This is a genomic window from Paraflavitalea pollutisoli (assembly GCF_029360705.1).
GTDB lineage: Bacteria > Bacteroidota > Bacteroidia > Chitinophagales > Chitinophagaceae > Paraflavitalea > Paraflavitalea pollutisoli.
Map to the genome: position 1 here is coordinate 1,389,774 of NZ_JARKMX010000008.1, position 15,911 is coordinate 1,405,684.

A 15,911-nucleotide genomic window follows, 5' to 3' on the forward strand; every position below is an offset into this window, starting at 1 on the left:
AAAAAAGGGTACGCATTCTCGGGTAGGTGATGGAGACAACCTTTTGGGTCAGCCCAGTTGCTTTTGACAGCTTACCGGATTCGATGTCCGGTGGCGTCAGAAACCTGACCAGGCTTTTTTGGCGCCGGCATCCCAGCCGGTTTTTGTCGCGACTGTTGTACTGCCTATGATGCTCGTGGAGTAATAGGTCCAACCGATACGGGTGGCCCGCAATTGTACTTTGGTAATGTTGTTGTTGTCGACACATTCCACCACGACCACTTCTTCCAGATTGATCTTGTACGATAGTTTTTCTACATCGCCGGCTGGCACCAGTACGACGATCTCGCCGGTACGCAATGGTTTGTTGCTGTTGGCGGCATCACGGAAAGCGGCAGTTGCGGGAGATACGGGCATGCTGAAGGCGACCGTTGTATTGTTGTTGGCCGAGCTGGCGCTGAGGTTGTACACCTCGATCTGCCGTTCGTAGCCCCTGGCCTGGGATGAGCCTTTTACCGTGGCACCATCTGCATTGGTAAATTTCCCAAATGATTTGTCGCGTTGGGAGAAAGCTGCCGCTGGCAGCCATAGTAATAGCCACAAGAGTTGTTTCATGTTGTATGTTTTATGCTGGTTCTACTGATTCGCCAATGGGCCTGTCCGTGCGAAGGAATGCGTATCTATTTATTCGATAAAGGTGCTTCATTTACGCACCGGAACCAATCCTGCCTATACAGGATTTTAAGCGCTCCAAAAATCCCGGAAAAACAGTATAGGTGGTCAACAGCCTGCTACCTACCTTGTTACCCATTATGAGGAATGTTTTTCTACTGATCGGCGGTCTGCTTTTCGGCGCCCTCTCTCCTGTGCGCGCTCAGCAGGCCCTGGCCGACAGCGTAAAAAAGCTGCTCGATCAACCCGCCCCCGATTCCGTCCATGCTTTGCACCTGGTGTACCATGCGATGTATATGGAACCGGTAGACATGGAGCAAGCACATGTCTTGTACCAGCAAGCCGTCGAGTTCAGTGTGCGCAAACATATTCCCTATTATGCAGGCATGGCCCTGCGCTTTGAGGCCACCCCCTACCACATCGCCGGCAACCGCGCCATGGAGATCAACAACCTGCAACGTGCGATCGCTTATCTCTCCACAGTCAATACGACCAAAGCCAAAAAGGAACTGGGCAACGCCTATACCGAAGTGGGCTCGTGGTACCGGTACAATTCTCAATACGACAGTGCCATTCATTGGTTCATCAAAGGATTGGGTGTACTGGAAAGCGTAGGTGCCAACCTGACCACGCAGTATTACAATATGGCCGCACTGTACCAGCAGTTGAAATTGCCGCAGCTACAAAAGGAGTATGCACTGAAATCGCTGGCGGCGGCCAGAAAGAGTGGTACCCCCAGGAATATCTATGCGGGCAATCTGGTGCTGGTGCATTATTACAACGAGGTGGGACCGTTTGACAGTGCCAAGGTATACCTGGACAGTGCGTTCAAATACTTCGACCCCCAGTATGAATTCCGGTTTGCCTGTCAATACCATTTACTGGCGGGCATTACTTTCCAGAACCTCAAGATGAACGACAGTGCCATCGTTCATTACAACCAGACCTACGACTATGCAAAAGCCAATCATGCCACCTGGAATATGGTTGAACCGAAGATACAGATCGGTCATATTTATTACGGCGACAAGCAGTATGCACAGGCAGAAGTGGTAACGAAAGAGGCGCTGGCCCTGGCAGAGAAAGACAGCATTCCCAACTTCATGCAGGAATGCCATGGCCTGCTGACCAAGATCTATGAGGAAACAGGACGTTTTAAAGAAGCTAATGAGCATATCTGGAAATACGTAGAACTCAAGGATTCTATCGAGGCAGGCGAAAGAAAAACCTTTGCCCTCGACCTGGAGAAAAAGTACGAGACGCAGAAGAAAGACAATGAGCTGCTTCGTCAGCAGGCCACCATCCGGCAAAAAGACACGATCAATTATATTCTTATCGGCAGCGCCATCGCGTTAATCCTTATATTGGTGCTGTCTTACCGCAACTACCGCAACAAAAGAAAGCTGCAGCTACAACGCATCAACGAGCTGGAGACCGAAAAACAACTTACCGCAACTGAAGCCGTATTGAAAGGAGAAGAACAGGAACGCACCCGGCTGGCCAAGGACCTACACGATGGCCTCGGGGGCATGTTAAGTGGTATTAAACATTCCTTTACGACTATGCAGGGCAATTTAATCATGACGCCTGAGAACCAGGCAGCTTTTGAACGGAGCATGGATATGCTCGACAGTTCGATCCGGGAAATGCGGCGGGTGGCGCACAACATGATGCCGGAGGTGTTGGTCAAGTATGGATTGGATACCGCCTTGCGCGACTATTGCATCGACATCAACAAGAGTGGCGCGCTGCGGGTGGACTACCAATCGATCGGCCTGGAGCAGGCTGCCATCGAGCAGAGCAAAGCGATTGCGGTATACCGGATCGCCCAGGAGTTGATCAACAATACGATCAAACATGCGCAGGCTACACATGCCATTGTACAGTTATCTTTGTCGAACGGTCAATTATCGCTGACGGTGGAAGATGACGGCAAAGGCTTCGAGGAAGCCCTGACGCATCAGTCGGGCGGTATTGGCTGGTACAATATCCGGAACCGGGTCGAGTTTCTGAAGGGCAAGCTGGACATCAATTCGGCGCCCGGCAAAGGCAGCTCCATCCTGGTGGAAGTGGAGGCCTAAGCGCCGACTGGATTCATCAAAAATACATTACTTTATGCCGCATAAGTTGTTTATCGTCGACGACCATTACATGGTGATTGAGGGCATCCATTCTTTGCTTCAACATGAGCCGGGTATGGAATGGATGGGGCATGCTACCCATGCAGCCTCCTGCCTGGCCTTTCTGCAAAAAGAACAACCTGATGTGATCCTGATGGACATCAACCTGCCCGACATGAGCGGCATCGACCTTTGTGCGGAAGTAAAGAAACAGTATCCCGGTATTTTCGTGATCGGCCTGAGCACCTTCAACCAGTTTAGCCTCATCGAAAAGATGATGAACAGCGGTGCTTCGGGGTACGTGTTGAAGAATGCGACCCGGGAAGAACTGGTGGAGGCCATTCAAACGGTACTGAAACGCAAGACCTATTTCAGCCGGGAAGCTGCGCAAACGATGCGAAAGGATGACACGCGTAAGATCGTGCTTACCCGTCGCGAAAAAGAAGTTTTGGAACTGATCGCCGATGGCATGACGAATAACGAGATCGCGCAAAAGCTGTTCATCAGTGTAACGACCGTCGAGACGCACCGGCGCAACCTGCTGACCAAATTCGAGGCCAAGAACATCGTATCGCTCGTCAAGACGGCGATTCAACAGCAGATCATTCAGTAAGATGGGAAGCAGGCTTGACGGGCCTCACGGCATCTTTGGATCGTCGGCGGCCGTGGCTTGCTGTGAAATCCTGGTATACCCTTCCTATACGGGTACGGTACGGCTCGGGTACGGGAGGCCCGTTAAGCGACCATAAGTAATCTGGCAACGAACCATAACCATCCATCGGCGGACGTCTCTATATGTACTCTATATCTCTTCCTTATGTACTCTATATGTGCTCTATATCTTTTGGGTAGCGCGTGGCGTATTTTTAGGATAAGTTCTCAATAACTTATATACCTGCCACGAACAAAACGGGGCGACCTGATTGGCCGTCCCGCTGGTTATTTATGTAGCCCGGTTACTATTTCGTTTGCTCCGGTGCTTTTTCTGTCACTACCGTCAGGTCACCGATGTCGACGGTGATGGGCATCAGGCCGAGCTGTACCACCGCTTTGCGACCACGGATCTCTTTCACCTCTCCTACCTTGTGGTTTTTCTTCATCAGCACTTTAACGCCTACGGCGATCTCTCCGCCTACCTCCTTGTATTTAGAGCCGATCTTTTTCTGTACCCTTTCGCTGCTCTGCTTTTGGTTTTGACCAAAGAGGAGCATGTGGAGCTGGCGCATCAGCTCTTTTTTATCATCGTCTACGCTGGCTTTGCGCCAGTCGAGCACGATCTGCTTCAGTTTGCGCTCCATATCCTTCAGGTAGGCGATACGTTCTTCAGACACTTTGTTCTGGTGTTTCAATACTTCGATCTGCTGGAAATGCCGTTCTTTATCGATGAGCGTTTCCATGTCCTTCCGGATACGTTCATTCTCCTTCAGCTGTTTGTTCAGGTCTTTTTCTTTCACCTCGATCTCCCGCAGGTCCTGTTCGGTACGGTTCAGTAATTTATCGAGCTTGAAATGTTCTTCATCTACCAGTTGGCGCGCGCGTTTGATGAGTGCCGGTGGCAGTCCAATGCGTTCGGCAATAGAGAAGGTATAAGAGCTGCCGGGCTTACCGATGATGAGTTTGTACATCGGCAGCAGGTTCTTTTCGTCGAATGCCATGGCGCCGTTGACGATACCGGCTGTTTTGTTGGCCATGATCTTCAGGTTGAGGTAGTGGGTGGTGACGATGCCCATGGAATGCTTACGCACCATTTCTTCCAGGATCACTTCGGCGAAGGCGCCGCCCAGGTTGGGATCACTACCGCTACCGAGCTCATCGATGAAGAAGAGCGTTTTGCCATTGGCGACCTCCATGAAGTGCTTCATGTTCTTGAGGTGCGAGCTATAGGTACTCAACTCGAACTCGAGGCTTTGGGTATCGCCGATATGGATCATGATCTGCTTGAAGATACCAAACTGCGAGGTGGGGTGCACGGGCACCAGCAGGCCGCTCTGCAGCATCAGTTGCAACAGGCCCACTGTTTTGAGGGTAACCGTCTTGCCGCCCGCATTAGGTCCTGATATCACCAGAATACGGTTCTTTTCGTCGAGGGTTACCTGTACGGGGATGGTCGTTTTTTGCGCTCGCTTGTTGTACAGGTACAACAAGGGATGGTATGCCTGTACCAGGTGTATATGTGCTTTATCGTTGAGTACCGGCAGGTTACCGTTCACATCGTTGGCAAACCTGGCCTTGGCCCGGATGAAGTCATATTCGCCCAGGATATCGTGGTAGGTCTTGAGCAGGGGCGCATACATGGCCAGCCTGGACGTGAGTTCGCGCAGGATGCGGTAAACTTCCCGTTTCTCTTCATTTTCGAGGGAGAATATATCGTTGTTGAGTTCGATGGTTTCCTCCGGTTCGATGAAGGCTGTTTTACGGGTGTCGCTTTCGCCGTGCAGGATGCCTTTTACCTGGCGTTTTTGTTCGGCAAAGATGGCTACTACCCGACGTCCGTTGAGGAACCCTTCTTCGATATCGGCGGCATACCCGGCTTTTGTCAGTTTGGATACGATCCGATCGAATAAGCGGCGAAGCTCATTGCGGCGTTTATAGAGGGTGAGGCGTATGCGGGCCAGGTCTTCGGAGGCGTTGTCTTTTACGTGTCCGCTCTCATCCAGCACATCGTCGATCAGTTCGAGGATGACTTTTTCGTAATAGGTGTCGGCAATGACCTTCGACAAGGCCGGGTAGGCGGTGCGGCGGTCTGAATCGAACCAGCGGAAAATGCTTTGCAGGCTTTCGGCCAGCTTGCGTACCAGCATGAACTGGTCTTCTGCCAATACAGCCCCCGGTATCCCCATGAGTTTCAACTCCTTGGCAATATTCAGGGTATGGTCATTGGGCAAATACTGGCCATACTGCACCAGCATTTTGTATTCGTGGGTTTGTTGCAGTTCCAGATCGATAAAGTCCTTGCGGGTGTGTATTCTGAGCTCTTTCGCTTTTTCTTTGGCATACAGGGTATTACAATGCTCCTCTAACAAAGCTTTCACTTTTTCGAATTCCAATTGCACCAATGCCGACTCGGGAAAAAATTTCATAAATGATTATCGCTGATATCCTCTTATTTTTATGAGGTGCAAAGGTACGAAATTCGTGCCCGGGTTGCAAGACGGTATTGCAGCCCCCGGATCTGTTAACTGAATGATAAAAGCAGTGCCCTGCCGGCCAACCTGCCAACTTATCGCCCTCAAAAACCGTTTATTAGGGTAGTAAAATCTGAAAACAAATGGCCGACCTGATCAAACGACGCAGTATGAAATTGATGTTTACAACGACCTTGCTTTCGGTAGTGACGCTTTTTTCCTGTGCAGTAAGAGAAAATCCTCAAAAATATATGACGAGTAGCTTAACATCTGCCTCAACGGAAGGCAACAACACCCTCCGCACGGATACCGCCACTTTTGGTACCGGTTGTTTCTGGTGTACGGAGGCTATTTTTCAACAATTGGATGGCGTATTGAAAGTCACTTCTGGTTACAGCGGTGGCGAGGTGCCCAATCCTACCTATAAAGAAGTATGCGAAGGTACCACTGGTCACGCCGAATGCGTGGAGATTGTATACGATCCTGAAAAGATCACTTTCGACGAACTGCTGGAAGTATTCTGGCAAACGCATGACCCTACCACGCTGAACAGGCAGGGTAATGACGTAGGTACGCAGTACCGCAGCGCCATTTTTTATCACAATGCCGATCAAAAAGCCAAAGCTGAAAAGTACAAGGCTGAGCTGAGCAAGAGTGGCGCCTGGGACAAGCCCCTGGTAACGGAGATCACGGCGGCATCGGTTTTCTATCCGGCCGAGAACTATCACCAAGATTACTACAACAATAACGGATCAGCTCCTTATTGCTATTATGTGATCAAGCCGAAGATGGAGAAGTTTGAGAAGGTCTTCAAGGACAAGTTGAAGAAGGCGCATTAGTAAAGGCAGCGAGACATAAAGGCAATCCCGACATACGTTGGAACAACGAGCGAAGAAAAGACATTGTTGATTCGACGCAGCCTGACAACCAGGAATAGAATTGAACTTCTTTACACAATCATTCAGCCGCATCAACCGATGCGGCTTTTTCGTGTAGATACGTCTGTGATCACCTATTATAAAAAACCCTATTCAACCATCCTGCACCATCATGTATAAAAATCGAACCCTGGCGCTCACTCCTTATTAAAATGTTACTATATGGTTATTAAAACTTAAAATGTATCAATAAAATACGGTGACAATAGTTTTAATTGCAATCTGTCGCCCAGCGTCCCAAAACCGGTGCAAATGAGAACCCACTCCGTAATCCCTTCTTCTGGTGTTGCAGCATTACTGGCTGTACTGCTGTTGTTGTCGACATCCGCTGTTGGCCAACAGATACGGGTGAATAATTTTGGGATTGAAAATGGTCTTGCCAATAATTCGGTGACCAATATTTACCAGGATCATTATGGCTTTTTGTGGATCGGCACCTATGATGGATTGAGCCGCTACGATGGATATAGCTTTAAAACTTACCGGCACCGTTTGAACGACTCCACGTCACTGATCAACAACCGGATTACCAATGTAGCCGAGGACCAGGAAAACCGTCTGTGGATAGGTACTAAAAAAGGCGTCAGCATTTTCTCCGGCAGTACGCAACGGTTCAGACAAGCCTGGTACCAACCCCACCATCAACAATATGCCCGGCAGCGAATTGACGCACCTGCCAATGAAGTGAAAGCCGATCTGCAGGGTAATATATTTATCGGCACAGCCGGTCACGGCTTGCTGCTGTACCGTAAGAAAACCGGGCTCATTACGGAAGTTCCTTATGTGGACGCCAATAATAACCCATTCTACAACCTGGACATTCAAGGTGTACGCACGGCAAAGGATGGCACCGTGTGGGTGATGGTGCAAAGCAAGGGTCTTTGCCGATACGACAGCAGCCGGCATAGCTTGCGGCTCGTCAATAATTATATCGGTTCCTGTTCTGTCATGGAAATGACCCCGGCAGGGCATATCTGGATGGCCTGGGGCCACAATGTTTATGAATACCGGCCGGCCGACAATAGTTGTAACTGGCGTGGCAAAGCCTCCGCCAATGGGGATATCGTACTGGCATTGCAGACGCAGGAGAATGGTGATATCTGGGCCGGTACTGATGGCGGTGGCATCACCTTTTCAACCGCTGCCGCACAGGCAACCTTCAACCCGTTGGGCACGCCGGAAATTACGACCAAACTCACCAGCAAGGCCATTTCCGTGCTGTATGGCGACCGCCAGGGCAACCAGTGGATAGGCACCCTACGCGGCGGACTACATTGCGTTAATAAGGACAAAAGTGTCATCGCGGCACTATCGCATGACCCATCGACGGGCAAAGGGCTGTCGGCCAATTTCGTGTCTGCCTTTACGGAAGATGGGGCCGGCAACCTGTGGATCGGCACCGATGGATACGGCATCAATGTATGGAATCGCCAGCTCAACCAATTCAAGAGCTTCACACACGAGAACAGCGCACTGTCCAGCAACCTCATCACCAGCATCAGACAATCGTGGGATGGCTATCTATGGATCGCTACTTATGGGAGTGGTATTGACCGCTACGATCCGAAAACGGGTCGATTCAACAATTATATCTGCCTCAACCCGGTGGCGGGTAACCGCGACGCCAATGCCTGGACCTTGTATGAAAGCAGTGACAGCACCTTGTGGGCAGGCACTGTTACCGGTAGCCTATACCGGTATAACCGGCAAACCAATCATTTTGACCTCTTTGACCACAAACTGACAGACATTCTCAGTCTTACAGAAGACCAACAAGGCACGCTATGGGCCGGCAATTTCGATGCACTGATCAAGGTTGACCGGGTGCACAAACAGCATACTTATTTTGCGACGGAGAATCCGGTACGCATCATTCACGAAGACCGGCACGGTCAACTATGGGTAGGGACCGAGGGCAGCGGTCTGCTGCAATTTGACAGGAAGGCACTTTCTTTCAAAGCTTTTACCGAAGCGGAAGGGCTTGCCAACAATGCCGTACTCAATATCCTGGAAGATCGTAGTGATCATCTTTGGCTGAGCACCTTCAATGGGCTATCGCGGATGAATATCGGCACCGGACAATTCAAAAACTTCTTTCAATCAGACGGGTTGCTCTCCAACCAGTTTATCTACAATGCTGCTTATGCCACAGCAGGTGGCCAGTTCTTTTTCGGCGGCCTCAAAGGCATGAACTTCTTTTACCCCGACAGTGTGGCGCATAGCTATAGGCCACTGCAACTACTGATCACCGATCTTCGCATCGACAACCTTCCCTTTGCCCAGAGTACGGCGCTAACCGATAACCAGGTATTGTACGATATCCGGGAGCTCACCCTACCCTATGATAAAGCGGTGTTGTCGATCGATTTTGCGGCTCCTGAATTCAGCAGCCCCGACCAGGTATCCTACGCCTATTATCTTGAAGGGTGGGACAAGGGGTGGAACTACAGTGGCAAATTGCGCACTGCCAATTATAGTCGACTGCATGAAGGGCATTATACCTTCCACATCAAATCGACCAACGCCGGCGGTGTATGGAGCGATGTAGAAAGAACGATACGCATCACCGTATTACCTCCCTGGTACCGCAGCTGGTGGGCCTATCTGCTGTATATTACACTTGCAGTTGCCGTAGTGGCTATTTATATCCGGTACAAGAACAAACAATCGCAGCTTGCCTATGAAGTACGTCTCGCGCACTTGCAAGCGGAGCGGGAAAGCGAGCTCAACCAGCGCAAACTGGACTTCTTCACCAATGTGGCCCATGAGTTTCGTACACCGATCACCCTGATCATCAATCCCATCAAGGATTTTCTGTTCAAGCCGGATGCCGGACCAGGACCCGGGGAAATGAAAATGGTTTACCGTAACAGCAAACGACTGTTGAGCCTGGTGGATCAGCTATTGCTATTCAAAAAAGCCGACAGTGGCGTCGATGACCTGCGGGTAGTGAAAGTAAACCTTTGCCATGTTTGCCGGGAGGTGTTTCTCTGCTTTACGCAAGAAGCCAGGAGCCAGCAGCTCCGGTACGAGTTTGAGAGCTCGGCTGATGTGATTGAAACCTGGGTAGATCGGGAGAAAGTTGAGATTGCGCTGTTCAACCTCTTATCGAACGCCATGAAATTTACTCCCCGGGGAGGTAGCATTATGATGCGCCTGATGGAAAAAGACCAACAGGTTGAACTGAGTGTAGAAGACACGGGCTGTGGCATTCCTCCGGAAACCGGTGACCGGCTTTTTGAACGATTTTACCAGTCGGGCCAGATTGCGTCCAAGACCGGCTTTGGTATCGGCCTTTTCCTGGCCAAAAGTTTTATCGATGCCCACCAGGGAAATATCTGCTACGAGACGCAGGTCAACAAGGGTACTACTTTCCGCATCAGTCTGTTGAAAGGGGCCGAACATTTTGCCCCTCATCAACTGACAAACCATATCGCGCAAAAATCAACGATCCTCGAAGAATTGCAGGCCACCGACAACCTGCCTTTGCTGCCCGCCGAGCTGGAAGCTGCGAATGTACCGCCTCCCAGGGATAGCAGCATGGACACGTTGATCACCAGTGAACACACGATCTTGCTGGTGGATGATCATGCTGAAATACGGGCCTATCTCTCTCAACTGTTCAAGCCCAATTATAAGATCATCGAAGCTACGAATGGTAAGGAGGGGTTGGCGATGGCCAAACAACATCTACCCGATGTTGTGATCAGCGATATCGTCATGCAGGAGATGACGGGGATTGAATTCTGCTCGGCCATCAAAGAAGATCCGGCACTGAGCCATATACAGGTGATCCTGCTGACGGGCAGCAGTTCGGCAGAGGTTAAACTCAAGGGCGTGGAATGCGGTGCCGACGATTATATCACCAAACCATTTGAGAAAGATATCCTCCTGGCACGGGTCGCGAGCCTGCTCAAAAGCCGCAACAACCTGCAGAAGTACTTCTACAATGAAATTACGTTGCGCAAAAATGAACTCACGATCTCGGAAGAGTTCAAAGTCTTCCTGGAGCGTTGTATCGAAACAGTGGAAGCGAATATTGATCGTGACGATTTTTCCATTAAGCTTTTTGCGAAGGAAATGGGGATGAGCCATTCGAATCTGTACAAACGGGTGAAACAGGTGTCGGGTCAGTCGATCAACAGCTTCATCCGGTTTATAAGGCTACGTAGGGCTGCGGGGTTGCTCATCAGCACGGATTGCAATGTGAACGAGGCGGCTTTCCAGGTCGGTATTTCCGATAGCAAATACTTCCGGGTACAATTTGCCAAACTGTTTGGCATGAACCCATCCGACTACAAAAAGAGATATCACCAGGCTTTTCAAAAAAACTATACGGTGCACGAAAAGGCCATGAAAATCAAATTACCGGAGGAGTAATTACGAGTTTCACCCCGTTAAAAGCCTATTCCTACCCCATTCAACAGCGCGCCGAGGCTGCATTTTGCAGGTGACATGGATGTTCCTAATCCCTTCACCAAAATACGCATTATGAAAAAAGCGATGCTGTTGCCTTGTTTTTCAGGGCTATTGCTCATTAGCGCGCTCTCTTGCAGCAAAAACAACAAAGAAGAAAACACCACACCACCTACCGGCACCATTGAAACGACCCCACCTTCGGTCAAAGCCGATAGTGTCGGTAACATTACTTTATCGAGTGCCGTCTTTTATGGTAAAGTAACCAGCCATGGCGGCGAAACCCTGACCGACCGGGGTATTTATTGGGGTAAAACAAGCACCCCCACCACCAACAAAACGAGTGCGCAGGCTTATCGCAGCGGTGGCGAATTCCAGGCAGACCTGAGCCGGCTAGATCCCAATTCGACTTACTATGTAAGGGGCTATGCAACCAACAGCAAGGGCACTGTATACACCAATGATGTACAATTCAATACCGGCGGTGTACCGGTTGCCGAGCTGACCACCGACACCATCTTTGCAACAGGTGCTACCACCGCTTTTGTTGCCGGCAAGATCGTGGACCCCAAGGGTGTCGTATTAAAAGAGGTTGGCATCTGTTACAGTAAAAACGCGAATCCTACTATCGCAGACGCCAAACAAACCGCGGCCAGCGCCAACGAACAATCCCTGTTCCTGCGCATCAATAACCTTACGCCGGCCACCGAATACCATATCAGGAGCTATGCCACCAACTTTTATGGCGCCACCTCGTACGGCCAGGATGTAAAAATAGCGACGATCGCTACAGGCAATGTAACCTATACGCTGGAGCAGAATACTTTTCCAACTGCGGAAGAACAAGCTGCCTATGCGCGGATCAAGTCGGCTTTTGATGAAGCGATGTTCTATTACAACAATTACACTTCGATCACCAAAACCCTGCGGGTTACTTATAACCCCGGTGTGGCCACTGCCGATGCTACCATTGCGGGCAATATTCGCGTAGGGGCCAATGCTGGTTATCAGAAAACGGGCACCGCGCTTCATGAGATCGCCCATGCCGTGGGGGTAGGTCAACATTGGTTCTGGAGCAATAACCTGATCGTCGGGGGTGTCTACCAGGGGTACTACGCCAACAAAATGCTCCGCTTCATGACCGGCAACCCGGCGGAGTCCCTGAAAGGCGACAACCTGCATTTTTGGCCGTATGGCATCAACGGAGCCAACGAAGACACCGGTGCCGAAATGTTGTTCATCACCAACGTACTGATCATGCAGGGGATGAAAAAAGACGGATTGCCCAGCAGCAATTAGAAAAGCAGGGGTAAATACGGGTCATTACGAATTTGACCACGGGAATCGGCGATTTACCCCCCATAACCTTGTATTCAACTTTACCATTTTGCAGATTGGCGGCCATGGTTTGCCATTGCCCCTACCCAAACACACAACTATCAAACTAAAGCTGTTTATGACAAAAAGACACTGGTTTTACCAACCGGGAAGCAAGGGCCTGCTCGTCATGCTGTTGCTGCTCGTGGCACATCTCGGCGTTTTGGCTCAGTCCGAAATCACCGTGACGGGAAAAGTGCGGAGTGATTCCTCTGCGCTGGAGGGCGTCTCGGTCTCCCTCAAAGCCAATCCCGCCAAAAGCACCCAAACCCTGAAAGGGGGTATTTACTCCATTAACGTTCCGGCCAATGGCACACTGGTATTCTCCTATATAGGTTACCAGACCATCGAGCAAGCGATCGAAGGCAATAGCAAGATAGACATCAAGCTGGTGCCCGACGACAAGTCGCTGGAGACCGTCGTGGTCAGCGTTGGCTTTGGCACACAAAAGAAAACCAGCATGGTGAGCTCCATCACTTCGGTCAATCCGAAGGAACTGAAGGGGCCTACCAGCAACCTGACCAATATGCTGGCCGGTCGCATCTCCGGTATGGTGGCTTACCAGCGTAGTGGTGAGCCGGGGGCCGACAATGCCTCCTTCTTTATACGTGGTCTTGGGTCGTTTGGTTCCGGCAAAGTCGATCCACTCATCCTGGTGGATGGTATCGAGTCGACCAATACCGACCTGGCCCGTCTGCAACCAGACGATATCGCGACGTTCTCTGTATTGAAAGATGCCACTGCAGCCGCGGTATATGGTGCCCGTGGAGCCAACGGCGTATTGATCATTACTACCAAGGCTGGTGTAGCCGGGGCTACTTCCCTGACCGGAAGGGTTGAAAACAGCATCTCTTCCAATACCCGCAATTTCAAGCTGACCGACAACATTACTTATATGGAGCTGGCCAATGAGGCAGCCCTGACAAGAAACTCGCCGGGAGGCTTACCTTATTCGCAAACGAAGATCAACCGTACGGTAGCCGGCGACAATCCGCTGCTGTATCCCGACAACAACTGGATCGACCTGCTGATCAAGGATTACACCGCCAACCAACGCTACAATTTTGGTTTGAGTGGCGGTAGTCCGAAGGCGCGTTATTACCTGGCCGGTACGTACAATGTTGACAATGGTTTGCTCAAACGCAATGAGCTGAATGGCTTCGACAACAACATCAAGCTGCGTAACTATTCCATTCGTTCCAATATCGACCTGCGCTTCACCAACAGTACCACTGCATCGGTAAGGTTGTATGGTCAGTTTGATGACTACGATGGCCCTATCGGCGACATCAATGAAGATGGCACGATGGCCAACGGTGGCCGCCGCGTATTCCGCCAGGCTATCTGGTCGAATCCGGTAATGTTCCCTGCTGTGTACCCGCAGTCGTACCTGCCGCATATCAACCACCCCCTGTTTGGTAACAAGATCGTTCCCGGAACGATGGGGACCTTGTATACCAACCCTTATGCATCGATGATGTCGGGGTATGCGCAGATCAACTCCTCTACCCTGCAGGCGCAGGTAGAAGTAAAGCAAGACCTCAATGCCCTTTTGCCTGGTCTTTCGGCGCGTGTGATGGGATACACCCGCCGGTATGCTTACTTCGATATGAGTCGTAGCTACAATCCTTTCTATTATAGTCCGATTACCCTGGATGACAGAACCATCTCGGGCCTGCTGGTACTGAATGATGGCAGCACCGGATCTGTAGGCACGGTGGGTACCGAGTTCCTGGGGTACCGGGAAGGATTCAAGAGTGTGAACAGCATTTTTTATACGGAGGCAGCACTCAACTACGCGCATACTTTCAATGAAAAACACGAAGTATCGGGTATGCTGATCGGCGTGGTGCGCAACTACCTGAATGGCAATGCAGGCACGCTGGAAGCGAGCTTACCTGCCCGTAACCTGGGCGTATCCGGCCGCTTCACCTATGGATACGACAATCGTTATATGGCCGAGATCGACTTTGGCTACAATGGCTCCGAGAAATTTGACAAAACCAGCCGCTTTGGCTTCTTTCCCTCCTTCGGCCTTGCCTGGAATGTATCGAATGAAAAATTCTTCCAACCGCTGGCTGGTAAGATCACGAACTTAAAGTTGCGGGCAACTTATGGTATTGTGGGTAATGACCAGATCGGCCGTTCGGTCGACCGTTTCTTTTACCTCTCCAGTGCCAACATGAACAATGAAGATTACCGCTACACGTTCGGCCTTGATTATAATTATTTCCGCAATGGCATTTCCGTTACGCGCTATGCCAACCCCGATATCACCTGGGAAAAATCACGCCAGCTGAATGTGGGTATGGACCTGTCGCTGTATAAAGACTTTACCGTGACGGTAGATGCTTACAGAAACCTCCGTTCGCAGATCCTGATGCAACGTTCGTATATACCGACGACCATGGGTCTTCAGTCGGTGGTATCGGCCAATGTCGGCAAAGCTGAAAGCAAGGGTGTAGACATTATGCTGAACTACGACAAAACGATCAACAGGGATCTATGGCTACAAGCCAGGGGCAACTTTACGTATGCTACCAGTAAGATCCTGGTGTATGATGAGCCAACGTACGCTGATAACCTGACCCACCTGTATCGTGTGGGCAGTCCCAACGGTCAGCGTTTTGGACTTATCGCCGAAAGGCTGTTTTACGACGATAAAGAAGTGCGCAACTCGCCTACACAAACCTATGGAGATGTGATGGCCGGCGATATCAAATACCATGATATGGATGGTGATGGTTTTATCACCAGCAACGATATCGTGCCTATTGGTTACCCTACCACGCCCGAGATCATTTATGGCTTTGGTTTTTCGGTAGGTTACAAAGGCTTTGACCTCAGTTCTTTCTTCCAGGGTTCGGCCCGCTCTTCCTTCTTTATCGACCCGCAGAACATCTCCCCATTCGTACGCAATGGTGGTGCGCAGAATGGTTTGCTGCAGGTGATTGCCGACAACCACTGGAGCGAAGACGTACGGAACAGCTATGCTTTCTGGCCACGCATGAGCAATTATTTTGTAGCCAACAACAACCAAACGTCGACCTGGTGGATGCGGGATGGTTCGTTCCTTCGCCTCAAGACTATGGAAGTGGGCTATACATTCCCCACGACCTTTTTGCGCCGCATCGGCTTCAAAACAGCCAGGGCTTATGTAAATGGCACCAATCTTTTTGTATGGAGCAAGTTTGATATGTGGGATCCTGAAATGGGTGGAGAAGGCCTGGGTTATCCTGTACAGCGGGTCTTCAATATCGGTATCAACTTCAACCTCTAAAACT

8 protein-coding genes are annotated in these 15,911 nt (G+C 50.5%); 6 read left to right on the top strand and 2 right to left on the bottom strand.

Annotation, left to right across the window (positions count from 1 at the left end; genetic code table 11):
- Window positions 1-96: 96 nt before the first annotated feature.
- Window positions 97-594, bottom strand: coding sequence for a type VI secretion system tube protein Hcp (locus tag P2W70_RS19325; protein ID WP_276483154.1), 498 nt, complete (start codon window positions 592-594; stop codon window positions 97-99).
- A 197-nt stretch (window positions 595-791) separates the two neighbouring features.
- On the opposite strand from P2W70_RS19325, the gene P2W70_RS19330 reads away from it, so the two are divergent.
- Together P2W70_RS19330 and P2W70_RS19335 are read left to right on the top strand one after the other, a co-directional pair.
- Complete coding sequence (locus tag P2W70_RS19330) at window positions 792-2,732, top strand: tetratricopeptide repeat-containing sensor histidine kinase (RefSeq protein WP_276483155.1); 1,941 nt, start codon at window positions 792-794, stop codon at window positions 2,730-2,732.
- Between the two features lie 34 nt (window positions 2,733-2,766).
- The gene (locus tag P2W70_RS19335) at window positions 2,767-3,384 is read left to right on the top strand and encodes a response regulator (protein WP_276483156.1); all 618 of its coding nucleotides are present in this window, start codon (window positions 2,767-2,769) and stop codon (window positions 3,382-3,384) included.
- Window positions 3,385-3,730: 346 nt separating this feature from the next.
- Here P2W70_RS19335 and P2W70_RS19340 read toward each other — a convergent pair whose 3' ends face one another.
- Complete coding sequence (locus P2W70_RS19340) at window positions 3,731-5,851, bottom strand: endonuclease MutS2 (protein ID WP_276483157.1); 2,121 nt, start codon at window positions 5,849-5,851, stop codon at window positions 3,731-3,733.
- Between the two features lie 296 nt (window positions 5,852-6,147).
- Here P2W70_RS19340 and msrA point away from each other — a divergent pair, with 296 nt between their 5' ends.
- The 4 genes from msrA to P2W70_RS19360 all read left to right on the top strand — a co-directional run bounded on the left by msrA (window position 6,148) and on the right by P2W70_RS19360 (window position 15,907).
- Window positions 6,148-6,735 carry a peptide-methionine (S)-S-oxide reductase MsrA gene (gene msrA / locus P2W70_RS19345; protein WP_276483158.1) on the top strand — a complete coding sequence of 196 codons (588 nt, stop codon included), beginning with the start codon at window positions 6,148-6,150 and terminating at the stop codon, window positions 6,733-6,735.
- A 351-nt stretch (window positions 6,736-7,086) separates the two neighbouring features.
- Window positions 7,087-11,214, top strand: a complete 4,128-nt coding sequence (locus tag P2W70_RS19350) for a two-component regulator propeller domain-containing protein (protein ID WP_276483159.1) — start codon at window positions 7,087-7,089, stop codon at window positions 11,212-11,214.
- 111 nt (window positions 11,215-11,325) lie between these two features.
- A complete protein-coding gene (locus tag P2W70_RS19355; protein ID WP_276483160.1) occupies window positions 11,326-12,549 on the top strand; it encodes a hypothetical protein in 1,224 nt (407 codons plus the stop codon).
- 157 nt (window positions 12,550-12,706) lie between these two features.
- Window positions 12,707-15,907, top strand: coding sequence for a SusC/RagA family TonB-linked outer membrane protein (locus P2W70_RS19360; protein WP_276483161.1), 3,201 nt, complete (start codon window positions 12,707-12,709; stop codon window positions 15,905-15,907).
- Window positions 15,908-15,911: the final 4 nt, after the last annotated feature.

Excerpts from the sequence above, each read along its gene's own strand:
- P2W70_RS19325 (WP_276483154.1), bottom strand. The coding sequence starts at position 594 with ATGAAACAACTCTTGTGGCTATTACTATGGCTGCCAGCGGCAGCTTTC.
- P2W70_RS19330 (WP_276483155.1), top strand. The coding sequence starts at position 792 with ATGAGGAATGTTTTTCTACTGATCGGCGGTCTGCTTTTCGGCGCCCTC.
- P2W70_RS19335 (WP_276483156.1), top strand. The coding sequence starts at position 2,767 with ATGCCGCATAAGTTGTTTATCGTCGACGACCATTACATGGTGATTGAG.
- P2W70_RS19340 (WP_276483157.1), bottom strand. The coding sequence starts at position 5,851 with ATGAAATTTTTTCCCGAGTCGGCATTGGTGCAATTGGAATTCGAAAAA.
- msrA (WP_276483158.1), top strand. The coding sequence starts at position 6,148 with ATGACGAGTAGCTTAACATCTGCCTCAACGGAAGGCAACAACACCCTC.
- P2W70_RS19350 (WP_276483159.1), top strand. The coding sequence starts at position 7,087 with ATGAGAACCCACTCCGTAATCCCTTCTTCTGGTGTTGCAGCATTACTG.
- P2W70_RS19355 (WP_276483160.1), top strand. The coding sequence starts at position 11,326 with ATGAAAAAAGCGATGCTGTTGCCTTGTTTTTCAGGGCTATTGCTCATT.
- P2W70_RS19360 (WP_276483161.1), top strand. The coding sequence starts at position 12,707 with ATGACAAAAAGACACTGGTTTTACCAACCGGGAAGCAAGGGCCTGCTC.